Below are 17,487 nucleotides of genomic sequence, written 5' to 3'. Positions count from 1 at the left end.
ACTCCGGGCGGCTAATCAGGTACTTATCAGGTATCAATGGGAGTGAGCTTCTGTCGACGTCTGGAGCACCCGGGTTTGGCCGTGTGTCCGGAAGTGGCCGATGACTTTGCAGGATCGCTGCGCGCCTCGGCATGAGCTCATAAACCCGCCGGGGATGAATGGCGATGAATGCCACGATTCTACACCGCTGGCGCCAGGATGAAATGACGCAAAGCGCTGATCGGGCGCCAATGTCGTGCGCGGGATGACGACTGGCAGGGTTCAGCCGGCTAACAGCCCCCTATCGCGCTGCCGGACCAGGCCATTGAGTGCCAGCCCCAGCAGGCTGAGCAGGATCAGGCAGAGGGCCAGGGCCAGCTGTAAGTCCAGCGGGGTGAGGCTGATCACGGCACTGGTTAGCCCGCCGACAATAAAGATCAGTACGCTACCGGCCGAGGCGGACGTGCCGGCCTGCGCCGGAAATAGCGTCATGGCTTGGTTGTTGGCTGCCGCCCTGGCAATGGTCGTTCCGGCGGTGCAAACGATCATGGGCGCTAACAGAGTAGTGATCGACAAGCCTAGGTAATTGGCGAGCCCCAGCATCAGGAGGCCTGCGGCAAGGATCAGGCCCAGACCCGTGACAATTTGCGCCTGTGGATCGATTCGATTGCTCAGCACGGACGCCACCGCGCCCCCGCCGATATAGGCCAGGCCATAGCCCAGCAGTACCAGCGAAAAAGCCTCGGGCGATAAGTGCAACTGGTCGATCAGGGCCAGCGGTGAAATGACGATGAACGAAAAGTGGCAGGAAAAAGCCAGCGCCGAGGTTAACCAATAAGCGACGAAACTGAAGTCACCGAAGACCTTTCGATAGGATGCGATGATATTGAAACGCCTGGGTTGACTGCCGGCTGGGGAGTGCTCAAGCAAATGACAGGCGCTTGCGAATACGCCAACTGCCAGGGCAATGAACACCAGGAAGCTGCCGCGCCAGCCCATCCAGCTTTGCAGTCCGGTGCCAGCCAGGGGCGAAACGGAAATGAAAATCCCGCCGCAGGTGACCAGCAAGACTCGCAATCGCTGCTGTTCCTGTCCGGTGAACAGGTCTTGGATCAGCGCTTGGGACAGCACGAAACAACCGCACCCCAAGGCCTGGACGACACGGAAGAAGAGAAAGGACCAGTAACTGTCGGCGAGTACGCAACCTGTTGCTCCAACCGCTGAAACGGCGATCCCGATCAACAGCAGGTTTTTTCGTCCCATAACGTCGGAAAGCGGACCGATCAGCAGTTGCGAAAGGGCGATGCCCACTGCGAACAGGCTGACAGACAGGGCGATATCTGATGATGGGCTCTGAAAGTGTTCGGACAGTGCAGGGAACGAGGGCAGCACGACATCGATTGGAAAGACGCCGAGCAGTGTCAGCGTCAGCAACAAGCCGACGGTGGCCGGTTTGCGGGCTGCCAAGCGGTTTTGCGGATCAGTCATGAGGCGTTCCAAGGCGTACCTGAGGGTCGCTTTCAATCCTAATGCGTCATGTCCGCCAGTCACGGGGAGATTGAGTAGGACGGTTCTGGAAATTGCGTGGGGGGGCTCCTACAGACTTATTCAGGCGCGCAAAAAAAATCGCAGCCAAGGCTGCGATCTGGGTGCCATTAGGGGTGCACAGCGCTACGGCACTGGCCCCGCCAGGCCTCAGCTGTTGGGCAACAACCGGCAGGTGATGCTCTTGATGTAGCGGGTTTCGGCGATGGCCGGGTGTACCGGGTGGTCGGGGCCCTGGCCGCCGCGTTCGAGCAGTTGGATGTTGCGGTCCAGGTGACGGGCGCTGGTCAGCAGGATGTTTTGCAGGTCGTCTTCGGGCAGGTGCATCGAGCACGATGCGCTGACCAGGATGCCGTCCTTGCTGAGCAGGCGCATGGCCTGCTCGTTGAGGCGGCGATAGGCGCCTTCGCCGTTCTTCAGGTCTTTCTTGCGCTTGATGAAGGCCGGTGGGTCGGCGACGATCACGTCGAAACGCTCTTCGCTGGCCTTGAGTTCCTTCAGGGCTTCGAAGACGTCGCCTTCGATGCAGGTCAGCTTTTCTGCGAAGCCGTTCAGCGCGGCGTTGCGCTCGACACCATCGAGGGCGAAGGCCGAGGCGTCGACGCAGAACACTTCGCTGGCGCCGAACGCCGCGGCTTGCACGCCCCAGCCGCCGATGTAGCTGAACAGGTCCAGCACGCGCTTGCCCTTGGCGTACGGGGCCAGGCGTGCGCGGTTCATGCGGTGGTCGTAGAACCAGCCGGTTTTCTGGCCTTCCATCACGGGCGCTTCGAACTTCACGCCGTTCTCTTCCAGGGCCACCCACTCCGGCACCAAGCCGAACACGGTCTCGACGTAGCGGTTCAGACCTTCGGCGTCACGAGCGGCGGAGTCGTTCTTGAACAGGATGCCGCTGGGCTTGAGCACTTGGGTCAGGGCGGCGATCACGTCGTCCTTGTGGGCTTCCATGGTGGCCGAGGCGATCTGCACCACCAGGATGTCGCCGAAACGGTCGACCACCAGGCCTGGCAACAGGTCGGAGTCGCCGTAGACCAGGCGATAGAACGGCTTGTCGAACAGCCGCTCGCGCAGGGACAACGCCACGTTGAGGCGATGTACCAGCAGGGATTTGTCCAGCGGCAGCTTCACGTCACGGGACAGCAGCCGGGCGCAGATCAGGTTGTTGGGGCTCATCGCAACGATGCCCAACGGCTTGCCGCCGGCGGCTTCGAGGATGGCCTGGTCGCCGGCCTTGAAGCCGTGCAGGGGCGTGGCGGCTACATCGATTTCGTTGCTGTAGACCCACAGGTGGCCGGCGCGCAGGCGACGGTCGGCGTTGGCTTTGAGGCGCAGGCTAGGCAGGGACATGACGTCGCTCCGGAAAAAAGAGCGGGAGTATACCGTGTTGCAACCTTGGCGGGGCTTGCGGTGGACATGTGGTGAGCAAGCACACTCTCGCTTGGCCGTAGGAGCTGTGTAGGAGCTGTCGAGTGCAACGAGGCTGCGATCTTTCCACTGCCCATTGGATCGCGAGCGAAAGATCAAGATCAAGATCAAAAGATCGCAGGCTTCGCCAGCTCCTACAGAGCGAGAGCGCAGCAGGCTTCAAGCGGACAACGCGCTGAGCAACTCGCGGTTGAACGCCGGGATGTCATCAGGCTGGCGGCTGCTGATCAACGTGCCGTCCTTGACCACTTCCTGATCGACCCAGTTCGCCCCGGCGTTGACCAGGTCATCCTTGAGGGTCTTGTAGCTGGTCATGGTCTTGCCCTTGACCAGCCCGCTCGACGCCAGCAACCAGCCGCCATGGCAGATCACCGCGATGGGCTTGCCCGCCGCCTCGAAGCCCTTGACCAGTTTCTGGGCGTCGGGGTCGATGCGGATGGTATCGGAGTTCTGCACGCCACCGGGCAGCACCACGGCGTCGTACTGCTCGACATTGGCGGCCTTGAAGGTCAGGTCGATCGGGAAATCGTCGGCCGGCTGGTCATGGTTCCAGCCTTTGACCTGGCCTTCACGGGCCGAAACGATGTCCACCTTGACGCCGGCCTGTTCCAGCGCCTGTTGGGGGCCGGTCAGTTCGGCCTGTTCAAAACCGTCGGTCACCAGGATGGCGACACGTTTGTTGTTCAGGGAGCCAGTCATGAAAAAATCTCCTCAAGCTGAGTGGCTGGGTTGCCGACTAAAGCCTGTATGCAGGCTCGGCTGTCGGCCCTGTAAAGTCCGAAGCCGATGCCTGAAGGAAAGTTCCGCCGATCTTCCTTGCGGTGTATCGGATCCATCTTTAAGGGTTAGAATCCCCGCCTGACCCAGAGTGTGTACTCATGTCCAAAGAGCTTACTGCCGAACAGATCCAACAGTCCTTGCAAGGCATCAGCGTGCCGCCCCAGCCGCAGATCATGGTGGATCTGCAGATGGAGCAGTACATGCCCGACCCGGACCTGGAGACCATCGCCAAACTGATTTCCCAGGACCCGGGCCTTTCCGGGGCCTTGCTCAAGATCGTCAACTCGCCGTATTACGGCCTGCGCAACAAGATCACCTCGATCCAGCGCGCGGTGAACCTGCTGGGCAGCCGTTCGATCATCAACCTGATCAATGCGCAGTCGATCAAGGGCGAGCTGCACGATGATGCCATCGTCACCCTGAACCGCTTCTGGGATACGGCCCAGGACGTGGCGATGACCTGCCTGACCCTGGCCAAGCGCGTTGGCCTGGAAAACGGTGACGAGGCTTATGCCTTGGGGCTGTTCCACGATTGTGGCGTGCCGTTGATGCTCAAGCAGTTTCCCAACTACATGAGCGTGCTGGAAGAGGCCTACGCCAGTGCCAGCGCCGAGTGCCGGGTGGTAGACACCGAGAACCGCGTGTTCAACACCAACCATGCGGTGGTCGGTTACTACACGTCCAAATCCTGGCGCCTGCCGGATCACGTCAGCCAGGCCATTGCCAACCACCACAATGCCCTGGCGGTGTTCAGCGACGAGTCTTCACGCAACAACAGTCCGCTGAAAAACCTGCTGGCGATCCTGAAGATGTCCGAGAACATCTGTGCCTCCCACCGGGTACTCGGCAACCAGGCCGAAGACCACGAGTGGGAGAGCGTCGGGGGCCTGGTGCTCGACTACATCGGTTTGTCGGAATACGACTTCCAGACCCAGAAACAGGAAATTCGCGACCTCGCCTCTCGTTGAGCGCGCGGCGTCGCCTGATGCGAGAACACCATGCCAGAACTGCCGGAAGTCGAAACCACCCGCCGCGGCATCGCGCCCCATCTTGAAGGCCAGCGGGTCAGTCGCGTGGTGGTCCGTGACCGCCGCCTGCGCTGGCCGATCCCGGAAGATCTCGACGTGCGGCTCTCGGGCCAGCGCATCGTGCAGGTGGAGCGGCGGGCCAAGTACCTGTTGATCAACGCCGAGGTCGGCACGTTGATCAGCCACCTGGGCATGTCCGGCAACTTGCGCCTGGTGGAGGTCGGCATGCCCGCCCTCAAGCATGAGCACGTGGACATCGAGCTGGAGTCCGGCTTGGCCTTGCGCTACACCGACCCCCGGCGTTTTGGCGCGATGCTCTGGAGCCTCGACCCGCTCAATCACGAGCTGTTGATTCGCCTCGGTCCCGAGCCGTTGACCGACCTGTTCGATGGCGAGCGGTTGTTCCAGCTTTCGCGAGGGCGCTCCATGGCGGTCAAGCCGTTCATCATGGACAACGCGGTGGTGGTGGGCGTGGGCAATATCTACGCGACCGAGGCGCTGTTCGCCGCCGGAATCGACCCGCGCCGGGCCGCCGGAGGCATTTCCCGGGCGCGTTACCTGAAGCTGGCGATCGAGATCAAGCGCATCCTCGCCCATGCCATCGAGCGCGGCGGCACCACGTTGCGGGATTTCATCGGTGGGGACGGCCAGCCCGGCTATTTCCAGCAGGAACTGTTTGTCTATGGCCGGGGCGGGGAGCTGTGCAAGGTCTGCGGCACGGGGCTGCGGGAAATTCGCCTGGGCCAGCGCGCCAGCGTCTGGTGCCCTCGCTGCCAGAGCTGATCGGTCCTACGGTCTATAGTCAGTATTCATACTGTTTTAGCCGAAGGATCGACCATGAATCTGCTTCGACCTGTCGTTCTCGCGCTGCTGCTGAGTGTCGGTTTGCCTGCCCAGGCCAACAGCGGCAGCGGCGACCCGCGCTACACCATCCAGAATCCGCCGGCCTTCGCCATGATCGGCGACCTGCTGATCGCCCGCCCACTGCTGCTCGCCGCCACGGTGATCGGGGCGGGGGCGTTCGTGGTGTCGTTGCCCTTTACCGCGCTGGGCGGTGGGGTCGGCGATGCGGGGAAGGCGCTGGTGGTGGACCCGGCGAAAGCCACGTTTGTGCGATGCCTGGGGTGTGTGGGGGAGGGGTTTGAGCGGCAGGAGTAATTGTCAGCATCTGCATTTGTGGTGTGGCTGCTGGCCCTTTCGCGAGCAGGCTCGCTCCCACAGGGATCTATTGAGTTCACACAATCTGTGTCCTAAGCAAATCCCTTGTGGGAGCGAGCCTGCTCGCGAAGAGGCCGGCAAAGACGCCACAAAACCACCTGGCTCAAGCCTTGCCAGTGATCTTGCGATATTTCTCCATCAACTGCTCTTCCGTCTCCGGATGAGCCTCGTCCAGCGGGATGCAATCCACTGGGCAAACCTGCTGGCACTGGGGTTCGTCGTAATGGCCGACGCACTGGGTGCACAGGTTCGGGTCGATGACGTAGATTTCCTCGCCTTGGGAAATGGCGGCGTTCGGGCACTCGGGTTCGCAGACGTCGCAATTGATGCAGTCGTCGGTGATGATCAGGGACATGCAGGCTCCTGCCGGGGCGTTGGGCCCGGGCATCTGAAAACGTATGGGCGCAATTGTGCCGCATTGACGAGCGCAGTGCACGCGGGCGCGATGGACTGCGCTGTGCTGCGAGGCGGCTCGCAGCATCCGCCAGCTATTTCTTGAAGCGCAGGGTCAGCGCATCGGCCACGGCCGGGTGGACGAACTTGGTGATATCACCGCCCAACGCCGCAATTTCCCGCACCAGGGTCGAGGAAATGAACGAGTAGCGCTCCGACGGCGTCAGGAATAGGCTTTCGACGTCCGGTGCCAATTGGCGGTTCATGTTGGCCAATTGGAACTCGTACTCGAAGTCCGAGACCGCGCGCAGGCCGCGCAGGAACACGTTGGCGTTCTTTTCCTTGGCAAAGTGGGCCAGAAGCGTCGAGAAGCCGACCACTTCCACGTTGGGCAAGTGTTTGGTGACCTCGCGGGCCAGTTCCACACGTTGTTCCAGCGGGAACAGCGGGTTTTTCTTCGGGCTGGCAGCCACGGCAATGATCACATGGTCGAACAGGCGCGCGGCGCGTTCGACCAGATCGCCATGGCCCTTGGTAATAGGGTCGAAGGTACCTGGGTACAACACTCGGTTCATCGCGTCGTCCTGGCGGGAGTCCGTTGGGGAGTCGGATGGTATCGCAGCCTTCTCGGTCGGCCAAGTCGGCTGTTGCGTAAGAAAGCACTATAGACGCTGCGAATAACCCGGATATTCAGACGTTCGGTAACCCTGTGGCGCGGGAGCTTGCTCCCGCTGGGCTGCGCAGCAGACCCATTTTGTGAGCGCTTCGCGCTCAAGCGGGAGCAAGCTCCCTCGCCACGGTTTCAATACAGGGTTCATGGGTTTTCCAGGCGTTCGGCCAGGGCCGTCGCCAGTTGTGCGGTCAGCCCGTACACCGACAACTGCGGGTTGGCGCCGATGCTGGTGGGGAACAGCGAGCCGTCATGGATCGACAGGTTGCCCAGTTGGTGATGGCGGCCCAGGCTGTCGGCGACGGCGGTTTTCGGGTCTTCGCCCATGGCGCAGCCACCCATCACGTGGGCACTGCCCAGGCGCGTGCGATACAAGGCCAGGTCGAGCCCGTCGATCAACGCGCGGGCTTCGGCCAGGGTCTTCACGTAGTGGGCATCGCTATGGGCGGGCATGACCGCCTTGGCGCCGCCGGCGAATTGTATTTCGGCCATGCTGTGGAAAGCCCGGCGCAGGCCATCCCAGGTATATGGCGAAACGGGGTAGTCGAGCACGGGCGTGCCGTCGCTGCGCAACTCGACGCTGCCGCCGGGACTGTCCGGGTGAAAACCGTCGCGCAACAGCGCCAGCATGGCGTGGGTATGGGGCAGTTGGGACATGTGCACGGCGTTCTCAGCGCCGAACCCGCCCAATAACGTGGTGGCGAGGGCCGGGTGCAGGGGCGGGACTTCGAGCTTGTAGGCCATCTTGCCGGTGGTCCCGTCCTGCCATTGGAAATGGTCCGAATAAATCGATTGCGGCGCGCCGTAGAACGGATTGATGACCTCGTCGAATTGCCCGACGGACATGTTCACCAAGTGCAGGAAGGTACGCTTGCCCACGCGTTCGTGCGGGTCTGGCGCCTCGGAGCGCAGCAGCAGGCCCGGGCTGTTGATGCCACCACCCGCCAGCACGTAGTGCCGCGCCTTGACGGTGATGCGCCGCCCGGTCGGCGCCACGCAACGTTCGTCCATGGCTTGGCATTCGAGACCGACGACGGCGTCGTTCTTGATCGTCAGGCGCTCGGCCCGCGCCAGGTAAAGCAGCGCGCCGCCCTTGTCCAGCGTGGCCGGGATGGTGGTGACCAGCATCGACTGCTTGGCGTTGGTCGGGCAGCCCATGCCGCAATAACCCAGGTTCCAGCAACCGCGGACGTTGCGCGGGATGACGTGCCAGGCGTAGCCCAGTTGTTCACAGCCTTTGCGGATCACGTCGTTGTTGGCGTTGGGCGGAACGAGCCACGGCGCCACGCCCAGGCGTTGTTCCATCTGCGCAAACCAGGGTGCCATGTCAGCGCGGCCGTGGCCCTTGACGTTGTGCTCGGCGGCCCAATGGTCGAGGGTCTGGTCGGGCGTGCGGAAGCTGGAGGTCCAATTGATCAGCGTCGTGCCACCGACGGCCCGGCCCTGGAGAATGATAATGGCGCCGTCCTTGCTCATGCGCCCGAGGCCTTCCTGGTACAGGCTGCTGTAGGCCTGGTCTTCGAGCAGCTTGAAATCATGGCTGGTCTTGAGCGGCCCTTCCTCGATCAGCAACACACGGTAGCCGGCGGCACTGAGGATTTCCGCCGTGGTCCCGCCACCGGCACCGCTGCCGACGATGGCCACGTCCGCTTCCAGGGTCAGGTCTTCGGTCAGATGCGCGCCGTTGTAGGTGGTCCAGCCACGGGCGAGGCCTTCGCGGAAGGGATCGGGTACGGGCATGTTCGGGGCTCTCTTATTGTTATGTGTCGACGATGAGGAACCCTGTGGGAGCGAGCTTGCTCGCGATTGCGGTGTGTCAGTCGACAAAAATGCTGCTGATCCGACGCCATCGCGAGCAAGCTCGCTCCCACAGGGTGCAACTTGGTTTTTCAGACCGTTGGCGGTCCTGGGTACCCGCAACGCGCCCAGGACTCGGGGCGGCTGTACCAGGCCATCATCACCAGTTGCAGCAATGAACTGTGGCCTTGTCTCAGCAGGTCCAGTGAACTGTTTTCCCACCGGGCGAGGAACTGGCGGATGTCATCGGCGCTGGCGTTCTCCCATGAGCCCCAGACCCCAGTCAGTGGTCCACGGGTAATGCCCAGGGTGAGCACATCGAACAGCTGATGCGTGAGCTTGAGCATGGCGGGGGACAAGTGGGCCAGGCCGTTGTCCAGGCTTTTCAGGGTTTCGTCAGTGGCGGCAGGGACTTGTTCGACGGTCACTGCGCCCTCCAGCATCACGGGGATGACGCTGCGTAGAAATGGCAGGTCGCTGTCGCGCAGGGCGATCAAGCCCGCGGCCGGTTGGCTTGGCGAGCAACCGCTCAGGCTGATGCCGAGCCCGACGGTGGCCAGGAAGGCGCTGGCGCCGAGGCTGAATTTCAGCAGGCCGCGCCGTGACAGCGCGGGGGTATCGATGAGGCTTGGGTTCATTATTGTTATTACCCGGCAAGAGACGCGTCAGCGGACAAACAGCTTCTGGATCAGTTTCTGCAACGGCTTGCCATAGGGTGGATAAATCAGCTTCGCCGCGTTGAATCGCTGTTTGGTCAGCACGCCCTTGGCCTTGCTGAAGGTCAGGAAACCCTCATGCCCGTGGTAGTGCCCCATTCCCGAGGGCCCGATGCCGCCGAATGGCATGTCATCCTGGGCGACATGCAGCAACGTGTCGTTCAGGCAGACGCCGCCGGAATGGGTTTCGTGGAGCACGCGATGCTGTTCGGCCTTGTTGTAGCCGAAGTAGTAGAGCGCCAGCGGGCGGGGTCGCTGATTGATGTAGGCAAACGCCTGGTCCAGATTGTCATAGGGCACGATGGGCAGCAGCGGGCCGAAGATCTCGTCCTGCATGACGGTCATCTCATCGTTGACGTTGAGCAGCAGGCTGTGGGCCATGCGGCGACCCTGGCCTTGCTCGAACAGCTCGATCAGCAACGCGCCTTTGCTGGTGGCGTCGCCGATGTAGCCGTTGAGCCGCGCCAGTTGTCGTTCGTTGATGACGGCGGTGTAGTCCGGGTTGTCCGCCAGGGTCGGATAAAACCCTCGAACCGCCTCGCGATAAGCCTCGACGAACTCGCCGACGCGGTTCTGCGGCACTAGCACATAGTCCGGGGCGACACAGGTTTGCCCGGCATTCAGGGTTTTGCCGAAGGCAATGCGTTCGGCGGCGTCCTTGATCGGCACATCGACCGACACGATGGCCGGCGATTTCCCACCCAGCTCAAGGGTGACCGGCGTCAGGTTTTCCGCCGCGGCGCGCATGACATGCTTGCCAATGCTGGTGGCGCCGGTGAACAACAGGTGATCGAAGGGCAACTTGGAAAACGCCATGCCCACCTCCGCCTCGCCCAGCACCACGCACACCAGGTCCTGGGGGAAGACCCGGGCCAGCAATTGCTTGAGCAGCAAACCGGTCGCCGGTGTCGATTCGCTGAGCTTGAGCATCACCCGGTTGCCCGCCGCCAATGCCCCTACCAGCGGCCCGATGGCGAGGAACAGTGGGTAATTCCACGGGACGATGACCCCGACCACGCCCAACGGCTGATAGATCACTTTGGCGGACGCCGGTTGAAAGGCCATACCCACTTTGCGCCGGGAGGGTTTCATCCAGCCCTGGAGATGACGGCTGGCGTAATGAATGCCATGCAGGCTCGGCATCAGCTCGGCCAACAGTGTTTCGTCGGCGCTGCGGTGGCTGAAATCCTGGCTGATGGCGTCGATCAAGGCTTGGCGTTCGTTGCTTAATACCTCCCGCAGTGCCTTGAGCCATTGGCGGCGCTGTACGGCCGGTGGCATCGGGTGGGCGGCGTAGGCCTGGCGCTGGGCATCGAAGCGCGACCGCAGCTCGTCCAGTTGTTGTTGAGACTCGTGCAGGTAGGCCACGTCGGCAGGCATCGTCAGGCACCAGATATTATTAGAGTGGATGTTTTTTAGAGCTTGTACTCTAGAAAGTCAATGGCATCCTTAGCGGCTTTGGGTTTTTCCTGTGGCGGATAGGTCGTAAGATGCGTTCAATGCCTTCGTCGAATTAAAGCCCAAACCATGGCCCCACGAATGAAAACCAGCGAGCGCATCGTGCAAAACAGCCTCGAGCTGTTCAACCAGCAAGGCGAGCGCAGCGTCAGCACCAACCACATCGCCGCCCATATGGACATGTCCCCGGGCAATCTCTATTACCACTTCCCCAACAAGCAGGCGATCATCGCCGTGCTGTTCAGTGAGTATGAGAACCTGGTGGACAGTTTCCTGCGACCGCCCCAGGGCCGGGCGGCCACAGTGGATGACAAACGCTTTTACCTGCAGGAACTGCTGGCGGCCATGTGGCGGTATCGCTTCCTGCACCGGGACCTGGAGCATCTGCTCGATAGCGATCCTGACCTGGCGGCCCGCTATCGTCGGTTTTCCCAGCGCTGCCTGATCCACGGCACCGCGATCTACGAGGGATTCGTTGCCGCCGGTATCCTGAAGATGGACCGGGTGCAGATCGAATCCCTGACCCTCAACGCCTGGATCATCCTCACGTCCTGGGTGCGGTTCTTGTGCACCACGCGGGAAAATTTCAGCCACCTGAGCGAGCAGGCCATCAAGCGCGGCGTCTATCAGGTGCTGGTGCTGGAGGCCGGTTTCGTGACCGACCAGGCCCGCGAGGAGGTGGATGCACTGTTCAAGGAATATTACGTCCCGCTGGCCCAGACCCTGGAGGAAGGGCAGTAGGAATCGATCCCCGATTCAGTCACAGGAGCTCACCATGCCCATCGCGCAACTCATCAGCCCCCAAGCCCTCGAACAGCGGCGATCCCAGCCCGGGCTGGTGATCCTCGATTGCCGTTTCGCCCTGGAAGACCCGGATTACGGTCAGCGCAGTTATGCCGAGGGCCACATTGCCGGGGCGTCGTTCGCAGACCTTGAGCGCGACTTGAGTGGAACGGTGACCAAGGGCGTGACCGGGCGTCATCCGTTGCCCGAGCCCGAGGCGTTGATCGAGCGTCTCAAGACTTGGGGGCTGGATAACGACAGCGAGGTCGTGCTGTACGACGACGGTCCCGGCGCCTATGCCGCGCGGGCCTGGTGGTTGCTGGCCTGGCTGGGCAAGCGCGACGGCGTGTACATCCTCGACGGTGGGCTCAAGGCCTGGCATGCCGCGGGCTTGCCCCTGAGTCTTGATCCGCCGCAGAACGGTCGTGGGACCTTCAGCGGTGCACTGGACGCGAGTTTGTTGATCGATGCGCAAGCCCTGCAACAACGCCTTGGCGAGCCGGCCATGACCTTGCTGGATGCCCGGGCATTGCCGCGCTTCAAGGGCGAAGTCGAGCCAATCGACCCGATAGCCGGGCATATCCCGGGCGCCCAGTGCGCAGCGTTCACCGACAACCTGGGCGCCGATGGCCGCTTCCTGCCGGCCGAACAGCTCAAGCAACGCTTCGCCGAAAAACTGGGCGAGCGTTCGCCCACCGAACTGGTGGCGTACTGCGGCTCCGGCGTGACGGCGTGTCATAACCTGTTTGCCTTGTGCCTGGCAGGCTATCCCTTGGGACGGCTGTACGCCGGCTCGTGGAGTGAATGGATCAATGATCCCCAGCGGGGCGTGGCGAAGGGCGAATAACAGACACCTGGAATCAATAGGGGTGACCCCCCCAAAAACTGTGGGAGCGAGCTTGCTCGCGATTGCGGTGTATCAGTCAACTTCAATGTCGCTGATCCACCGCTATCGCGAGCAAGCTCGCTCCCACAGGGGATTTGTGTGGGCTACAAACCTTGCCACGTTCAGCCGCGCTCCAGGCTGGCCAGCCAATGGGGAATCCGCCGCTCCAGGTAATACCCGGGGCGTCGCAAGGTTCCGTCGACAAACCCCACATGCCCACCCCGGGCATGCAATTCAATCCGGGTCGAGGCCGATAATTCGCCCGGTTCGGGCAGGCTGTGGGGGAATACAAAAGGATCGTCGGCGGCCTGGATGACCAGGGTCGGCGTGCTGATACCTGCCATGAAATAGCGGCTGGAGGCGCGGCGGTAGTAATCCGCTGCGTCGGAGAACCCATGCAGCGGCGCCGTTACCCGGCCGTCAAAGTCCCAGAAGGTGCGCATGTTCTCCAGCGGACCCAGCGCCGCCAGGGTCGCCAGGCCTTCGTGACGCCCGTCGTGCTGGAACTGGCGTTGCTTGTTGCGCACATAGGCCACCAGTTGCCGCATGAAATGGGCCTGGTAGAGCTTGGAAAAACCCTGGCCGATGCGATCGGCGCACTGGTCGAGGCGAAACGGTACCGAGACCGCCACCGCCCCTTGCAACTGGCTGTCGCCGGCGGTTTCTCCCAGGTGCTTGAGCAACACATTGCCGCCCAACGAATAGCCCACCGCAAACAGCGGCGCCAAGGGCCGTCGGGCGCGCAAGTGGGCGATGGCGGCGGCCAGGTCTTCACTGGCGCCCGAGTGATAGCTGCGGGGCAACAGGTTCGGCTCCCCCGAGCAGCCGCGCCAGTTCAACGCCGCACTGGCCCAGCCCTGGCGACCGAGCGCCTGCTGCAACCCGACCACGTAGGGCGAATTGGAAGAGCCGGTCAGCCCGTGCAGCACCAGCACCAAGGGGGCCTCGGCGCTGTGGGGGCCATGCCAGTCGAGGTCGAGGAAATCACCGTCTTCCAACCACAAGCGCTCGCGTTGGCGCGCGATGTGGGTGGTCGGGCGCCACAAGGGGCCCCACAAGGTTTGCAGGTGCGGATTGCCAAGGCCCGTAGCAGGGACGAAACGTTCAGGTGCGGCGGACATCATTATTATTCTCGATGTACGGGTCAGCCGTTCAGCCCATGTCCTTTGTCAAACGCTGCCACAACGCGTAATACACCCGTCCGGATTTCTGCTCGCGGTGCAAGCGCCAGTTGCCCGGCAAGCCCAGGGTGGACGGGGCGGTCTCGCTTTCAGTGTAGACCCAGGCATCCTCGGCCAGCCACTGGCGTTCTTCGAGCAAGGCGCAGACCGTCGGCAACAGGTTCTGGTTGAACGGCGGGTCGAGGAATACCAGGTCGAAAGGTGTTGCCGGTTGGCTGTCGAGGTAGCGCAGCGCATCGGCGGTTTGCACCTGGCCGACGGTGCAGCGCAGGGTGCCCAGGTGCTCCTTCAGGCTGGAGACCGCCAGATTGCTGGCGTCCAGGGCCTGGCCCATGGCGGCGCCGCGGGACAAGGCTTCGAGGAACAGCGCGCCGCTGCCGGCGAACGGGTCGAGCACCCGGGCACCCGCCACGTAGGGCGCGAGCCAGTTGAACAGGGTTTCCCGCACGCGGTCCGGGGTCGGGCGCAAGCCCGGGGCATCCGGGAAGCTCAGGCGCCGGCTGCGCCATTCGCCGCCGATGATGCGCAACTGGTTCACACCGTTGTGCACGGGTTTCTTGCTGGAATTGGATGGGCGGGCCATTAGTGCTCCGGAACCCCGAGCGGCTGCTCGGCAGGTTTGTCAGTGGGGGGCGGCAACGGCTTTTGCGGCACGCTCGGGCCGGCGGTGACGATAACCATCTTGTCGGTGCTCAGGTGTTTGTTCAGCGCGGCCTTGACCTGCTCGACGGTCAGTTCCTGGGACTGGCGCATGAAGTCCTCCAGGTAGCTCAGCGGCAAGTCGTAGAACCCCATGGCGCCGAGCTGGCCGACGATGTCGGCGTTGCTGGCGGTGGACAGCGGGAAGCTACCGGCCAGCTCGCGCTTGGCGTCATCGAGTTCTTTTTGGGTCGGACCGTTCTTGAGGTAGTCGGCGAACACGTCCTGCACCAGTTTCAAAGTGCCTTCGCTCATCTCTGCACGGGTTTGCAAATTGATCATGAACGGGCCGCGGGCCTGCATCGCCGTGAAACCGGAGTACACGCCGTAGGTCAGGCCGCGCTTTTCGCGAACTTCGGTCATCAACCGCGTGCCGAAGCCACCGCCGCCGAGGATCTGGTTGCCCAGGGACACGGCGGCATAGTCCGGATCGTCGCGGTCGATGCCCAGTTGCGCGAGCATCAGGTTGGTCTGCTTGGACGGAAACTCGATGTGACCGATGCTCGCCTTCGGCTCCACCGGTGGCGGGGTTTTCGCCAGGGCCGGGCCTTTGGGCAGCGCGGTGGAAACCTGGTTGGCAATCGCTTCTGCTTCGGCGCGGGACAAGTCCCCCACCAGTGCGATCACGGCGTTGCCGGCGGCATAGGCCTTGGCGTGGAACGCCCGGGCCTGGGCCAGGGTGATCGGTGGAATGCTCTCGGCGGTGCCGTCGCTGGAGTGGGCATAAGGATGCTCGCCGTACAGGCGTTTCATCAGTTCCAGGCCCGCCAGTTTGCCGGGGTTCTGCTTCTGGTACTCGAAGCCGGCCAGCATCTGATTCTTGATACGGGCAAAGGAGTCGGCGGGGAAGGTCGGTTTGCCGACGACTTCGGCGAACAGCTTCAAGGCAGGCTCACGTTTGTCGACCACGCTGAGGCTGCGCAGGGACGCCACGGCCATGTCCCGGTAGGCACCGTTGCCGAAGTCCGCGCCGAGGCTTTCGAAGCCTTGGGCGATGGCGCTGACATCCTTGCCGGCCACGCCTTCGTTGAGCATGGCGTTGGTCAGCAGGGCGAGGCCAGGGGCGTCGCCGTCCTGGCTGCTGCCGGCGGCGAAGGTCAGGCGCAGGTCGAACATCGGCAATTCCCGGGCTTCGACGAACAGCACCTTGGCGCCGTCGGCGGTTTGCCAGGTTTGCACGTCGAGCTGGCGCCGGCTGGGCGCCTTGTCGTTCAGTTCAGCCAAGGATTGCAGCTTGTTGCCGGACTTGGCCTTGTCCAAGGCCTGGCTGGCGTTGGAGTCGCTGGACGGCGTCAGGTAAAAGGCCAGGGCGCAGGCCAGGGCGATCGACACCAGGCCGATCGGCACCAGGCGCGATGATTTGCGCTCACTCATGAGCTTTCTCCTCGGGCAGGATGTGCGCAACGCTTAGACGCGAGCGGGTGAAATACAGCTGGGCTGCCTTCTGGATGTCCTGCGGGGTCACGCTTTGCAGTTCGGCGAGTTCGGTGTCCATCAGCTTCCAGGACAAACCGACGGTTTCCAGCTGGCCGATGGCGGTGGCCTGGCTGGTGATCGAATCGCGCTCATACACCAGGCCGGCGATGACCTGGGCGCGCACGCGTTCCAGTTCCTCGGCGGTCGGGGCGGTGGTTTTCAACTGTTCGAGCAAGCGCCACAGGCCGGCTTCGGCCTGGGCCAGGGTTTTGTTTTTCTGCGTGTTGGGCGTTGCCGACAAGGTGAACAGCGTGTCGCCACGGGTGAAGGCGTCGTAGCTCGACGAACCGCCGGACACCAATTCTTCGCCGCGCTCCAGCTGGGTCGGGATCCGACCGCTGTAGCCGCCGTCCAGCAAGGCCGAAATCAGCCGCAGGGCGTTGACCGACGCCTTGTCTGTCGCGGTGGCGATGCTGGGCACATTGAAAGCCAGCATCACGCTGGGCAGTTGGGTCTGCACATGCAGGGTGATCTGGCGCTCGCCGGGTTCGGCCAGCTCCAGGGGGATTTTCGCGACCGGCACCGCGCGCCGGGCAATCGGGCCGAAATAACGCTGGGCCAGGGACTTGACCTCATCCGGCGTGACGTCGCCAACCACCACCAGGGTCGCGTTGTTCGGGGTGTACCAGGATTGGTACCAGTGACGCAGCTCTTCGACGGTCATCCGGTCCAGGTCTGCCATCCAGCCGATGGTCGGCGTGTGGTAGCCGCTGGCCGGGTAAGCCATGGCCTTGAAGCGCTCGTAGGCCTTGGACATGGGCTTGTCGTCGGTGCGCATGCGCCGCTCTTCCTTGATCACCTCGATCTCGCGGCTGAATTCCTCCGGCGGCAGGCGCAGGCTGGCCATGCGATCGGCTTCCAATTCGAAGGCCACGCCCAGGCGGTCACGGGCCAGCACCTGGTAGTAGGCGGTGAAGTCATCGCTGGTAAAGGCGTTCTCTTCGGCGCCCAGGTCGCGCAGGATCAGCGACGCTTCGCCGGGGCCGACTTTTTCACTGCCCTTGAACATCATGTGTTCGAGGGCGTGGGACAAACCGGTCTGGCCTGGCGTTTCGTAGCTCGAGCCCACCTTGTACCAGACCTGGGACACCACCACCGGCGCGCGATGGTCTTCGCGCACGACGACCTTCAGGCCGTTGTCGAGGGTGAATTCATGGGTGGGTTGTGGGTCGGCAGCCAAGGCTGAAAAGGGCAGACAAACTGTGCTGAGCAGCAGGCCTGCGGCGCGGCGGGCAAGAGCATTCATTCGTGTTTAAACCTGTTGGGTTGCCCGCTAGGTCTTAGCGTCGGCGGGCGAGAGGGTGCTAGGATACTGATCCGTTTTACTGGCGGCCACGCCTATCGGGCCTTTTATCGGCCCGGGGTTGTCTGGGTTCTACGGAGAAACGCTGGGTTTGCTCGTTGATCCCGGCGTTTTCGCCGATGATGCCGTACCAGTCCTTCGAAAAAATCG

The 17,487-nt window shown here is 62.8% G+C and carries 17 protein-coding genes; 5 read left to right on the top strand and 12 right to left on the bottom strand.

The window, feature by feature from the left end; genetic code table 11:
• Positions 1–261 precede the first annotated feature (261 nt).
• The 3 genes from ACIPQ1_RS03885 to ACIPQ1_RS03875 form a co-directional block, all read right to left on the bottom strand.
• Positions 262–1,467 (bottom strand): MFS transporter, encoded by a 1,206-nt coding sequence (locus ACIPQ1_RS03885; protein ID WP_446533626.1) that lies wholly within the window; start codon positions 1,465–1,467, stop codon positions 262–264.
• A 207-nt stretch (positions 1,468–1,674) separates the two neighbouring features.
• Positions 1,675–2,871: a class I SAM-dependent rRNA methyltransferase gene (locus tag ACIPQ1_RS03880; protein WP_003206543.1), complete on the bottom strand. Its 1,197-nt coding sequence runs from the start codon at positions 2,869–2,871 to the stop codon at positions 1,675–1,677.
• A gap of 237 nt (positions 2,872–3,108) precedes the next feature.
• Entirely contained in the window at positions 3,109–3,648 is a 540-nt protein-coding gene (locus ACIPQ1_RS03875) for a type 1 glutamine amidotransferase domain-containing protein (RefSeq protein WP_446533625.1), read from the bottom strand.
• Between the two features lie 233 nt (positions 3,649–3,881).
• On the opposite strand from ACIPQ1_RS03875, the gene ACIPQ1_RS03870 reads away from it, so the two are divergent.
• Genes ACIPQ1_RS03870 through ACIPQ1_RS03860 form a run of 3 tightly spaced genes read left to right on the top strand, consistent with a single transcriptional unit; the run spans position 3,882 to position 5,915 of the window.
• Positions 3,882–4,697: an HDOD domain-containing protein gene (locus ACIPQ1_RS03870; RefSeq protein ID WP_186730240.1), complete on the top strand. Its 816-nt coding sequence runs from the start codon at positions 3,882–3,884 to the stop codon at positions 4,695–4,697.
• Positions 4,698–4,727: 30 nt separating this feature from the next.
• Complete coding sequence (gene mutM / locus ACIPQ1_RS03865) at positions 4,728–5,540, top strand: bifunctional DNA-formamidopyrimidine glycosylase/DNA-(apurinic or apyrimidinic site) lyase (protein ID WP_053188961.1); 813 nt, start codon at positions 4,728–4,730, stop codon at positions 5,538–5,540.
• A gap of 54 nt (positions 5,541–5,594) precedes the next feature.
• Positions 5,595–5,915, top strand: coding sequence for a multidrug transporter (locus tag ACIPQ1_RS03860; RefSeq protein ID WP_250964335.1), 321 nt, complete (start codon positions 5,595–5,597; stop codon positions 5,913–5,915).
• A gap of 163 nt (positions 5,916–6,078) precedes the next feature.
• Here the strand turns inward: ACIPQ1_RS03860 and ACIPQ1_RS03855 are convergent, their stop codons facing one another.
• From ACIPQ1_RS03855 to ACIPQ1_RS03835, 5 genes are all read right to left on the bottom strand, one after another.
• The gene (locus ACIPQ1_RS03855) at positions 6,079–6,330 is read right to left on the bottom strand and encodes a YfhL family 4Fe-4S dicluster ferredoxin (RefSeq protein WP_003195146.1); all 252 of its coding nucleotides are present in this window, start codon (positions 6,328–6,330) and stop codon (positions 6,079–6,081) included.
• 133 nt (positions 6,331–6,463) lie between these two features.
• Positions 6,464–6,943 (bottom strand): pantetheine-phosphate adenylyltransferase, encoded by a 480-nt coding sequence (gene coaD / locus ACIPQ1_RS03850; protein ID WP_003177462.1) that lies wholly within the window; start codon positions 6,941–6,943, stop codon positions 6,464–6,466.
• Positions 6,944–7,182: 239 nt separating this feature from the next.
• Positions 7,183–8,778: a GMC family oxidoreductase N-terminal domain-containing protein gene (locus ACIPQ1_RS03845; RefSeq protein WP_446533624.1), complete on the bottom strand. Its 1,596-nt coding sequence runs from the start codon at positions 8,776–8,778 to the stop codon at positions 7,183–7,185.
• Between the two features lie 149 nt (positions 8,779–8,927).
• A complete protein-coding gene (locus tag ACIPQ1_RS03840; RefSeq protein WP_250964332.1) occupies positions 8,928–9,473 on the bottom strand; it encodes a twin-arginine translocation pathway signal protein in 546 nt (181 codons plus the stop codon).
• A gap of 27 nt (positions 9,474–9,500) precedes the next feature.
• On the bottom strand, positions 9,501–10,931 hold the full coding sequence (locus ACIPQ1_RS03835) for a coniferyl aldehyde dehydrogenase (protein ID WP_250964331.1): 1,431 nt from the start codon (positions 10,929–10,931) through the stop codon (positions 9,501–9,503).
• A gap of 147 nt (positions 10,932–11,078) precedes the next feature.
• Between ACIPQ1_RS03835 and ACIPQ1_RS03830 the strand changes: the two genes are divergently transcribed.
• Both ACIPQ1_RS03830 and ACIPQ1_RS03825 read left to right on the top strand, forming a co-directional pair.
• Positions 11,079–11,750 (top strand): TetR/AcrR family transcriptional regulator, encoded by a 672-nt coding sequence (locus tag ACIPQ1_RS03830; protein WP_046063227.1) that lies wholly within the window; start codon positions 11,079–11,081, stop codon positions 11,748–11,750.
• Positions 11,751–11,784: 34 nt separating this feature from the next.
• Positions 11,785–12,639: a sulfurtransferase gene (locus ACIPQ1_RS03825; protein WP_250964329.1), complete on the top strand. Its 855-nt coding sequence runs from the start codon at positions 11,785–11,787 to the stop codon at positions 12,637–12,639.
• 161 nt (positions 12,640–12,800) lie between these two features.
• On the opposite strand, the gene ACIPQ1_RS03820 is transcribed toward ACIPQ1_RS03825, so the two are convergent.
• The 4 genes from ACIPQ1_RS03820 to ACIPQ1_RS03805 are packed head-to-tail and all read right to left on the bottom strand — an operon-like array spanning position 12,801 to position 17,280.
• Positions 12,801–13,799, bottom strand: a complete 999-nt coding sequence (locus ACIPQ1_RS03820; RefSeq protein ID WP_446533623.1) for a hydrolase — start codon at positions 13,797–13,799, stop codon at positions 12,801–12,803.
• A gap of 31 nt (positions 13,800–13,830) precedes the next feature.
• A complete protein-coding gene (gene rsmD / locus ACIPQ1_RS03815) occupies positions 13,831–14,442 on the bottom strand; it encodes a 16S rRNA (guanine(966)-N(2))-methyltransferase RsmD (RefSeq protein WP_122567412.1) in 612 nt (203 codons plus the stop codon).
• A complete protein-coding gene (locus ACIPQ1_RS03810; protein ID WP_250964327.1) occupies positions 14,442–15,932 on the bottom strand; it encodes a M16 family metallopeptidase in 1,491 nt (496 codons plus the stop codon). The genes rsmD and ACIPQ1_RS03810 overlap by 1 nt, the downstream gene beginning before the upstream one ends.
• Positions 15,925–17,280, bottom strand: a complete 1,356-nt coding sequence (locus tag ACIPQ1_RS03805; protein ID WP_446533622.1) for a M16 family metallopeptidase — start codon at positions 17,278–17,280, stop codon at positions 15,925–15,927. Before ACIPQ1_RS03805 ends, ACIPQ1_RS03810 begins: the two co-directional genes overlap by 8 nt.
• Between the last annotated feature and the right edge of the window lie 207 nt (positions 17,281–17,487).

The organism is Pseudomonas sp. LARHCG127, from assembly GCF_052871455.1.
This window is presented reverse-complemented; position numbering and strand designations above follow the sequence as displayed.

What these genes read in the sequence shown, in the direction of transcription:
- ACIPQ1_RS03860 (WP_250964335.1), top strand. Translation starts at nt 5,595, where the DNA reads ATGAATCTGCTTCGACCTGTCGTTCTCGCGCTGCTGCTGAGTGTCGGT.
- mutM (WP_053188961.1), top strand. Translation starts at nt 4,728, where the DNA reads ATGCCAGAACTGCCGGAAGTCGAAACCACCCGCCGCGGCATCGCGCCC.
- ACIPQ1_RS03830 (WP_046063227.1), top strand. Translation starts at nt 11,079, where the DNA reads ATGGCCCCACGAATGAAAACCAGCGAGCGCATCGTGCAAAACAGCCTC.
- rsmD (WP_122567412.1), bottom strand. Translation starts at nt 14,442, where the DNA reads ATGGCCCGCCCATCCAATTCCAGCAAGAAACCCGTGCACAACGGTGTG.
- ACIPQ1_RS03845 (WP_446533624.1), bottom strand. Translation starts at nt 8,778, where the DNA reads ATGCCCGTACCCGATCCCTTCCGCGAAGGCCTCGCCCGTGGCTGGACC.
- ACIPQ1_RS03805 (WP_446533622.1), bottom strand. Translation starts at nt 17,280, where the DNA reads ATGAATGCTCTTGCCCGCCGCGCCGCAGGCCTGCTGCTCAGCACAGTT.
- coaD (WP_003177462.1), bottom strand. Translation starts at nt 6,943, where the DNA reads ATGAACCGAGTGTTGTACCCAGGTACCTTCGACCCTATTACCAAGGGC.
- ACIPQ1_RS03855 (WP_003195146.1), bottom strand. Translation starts at nt 6,330, where the DNA reads ATGTCCCTGATCATCACCGACGACTGCATCAATTGCGACGTCTGCGAA.
- ACIPQ1_RS03820 (WP_446533623.1), bottom strand. Translation starts at nt 13,799, where the DNA reads ATGTCCGCCGCACCTGAACGTTTCGTCCCTGCTACGGGCCTTGGCAAT.
- ACIPQ1_RS03810 (WP_250964327.1), bottom strand. Translation starts at nt 15,932, where the DNA reads ATGAGTGAGCGCAAATCATCGCGCCTGGTGCCGATCGGCCTGGTGTCG.
- ACIPQ1_RS03840 (WP_250964332.1), bottom strand. Translation starts at nt 9,473, where the DNA reads ATGAACCCAAGCCTCATCGATACCCCCGCGCTGTCACGGCGCGGCCTG.
- ACIPQ1_RS03875 (WP_446533625.1), bottom strand. Translation starts at nt 3,648, where the DNA reads ATGACTGGCTCCCTGAACAACAAACGTGTCGCCATCCTGGTGACCGAC.
- ACIPQ1_RS03825 (WP_250964329.1), top strand. Translation starts at nt 11,785, where the DNA reads ATGCCCATCGCGCAACTCATCAGCCCCCAAGCCCTCGAACAGCGGCGA.
- ACIPQ1_RS03885 (WP_446533626.1), bottom strand. Translation starts at nt 1,467, where the DNA reads ATGACTGATCCGCAAAACCGCTTGGCAGCCCGCAAACCGGCCACCGTC.
- ACIPQ1_RS03835 (WP_250964331.1), bottom strand. Translation starts at nt 10,931, where the DNA reads ATGCCTGCCGACGTGGCCTACCTGCACGAGTCTCAACAACAACTGGAC.
- ACIPQ1_RS03880 (WP_003206543.1), bottom strand. Translation starts at nt 2,871, where the DNA reads ATGTCCCTGCCTAGCCTGCGCCTCAAAGCCAACGCCGACCGTCGCCTG.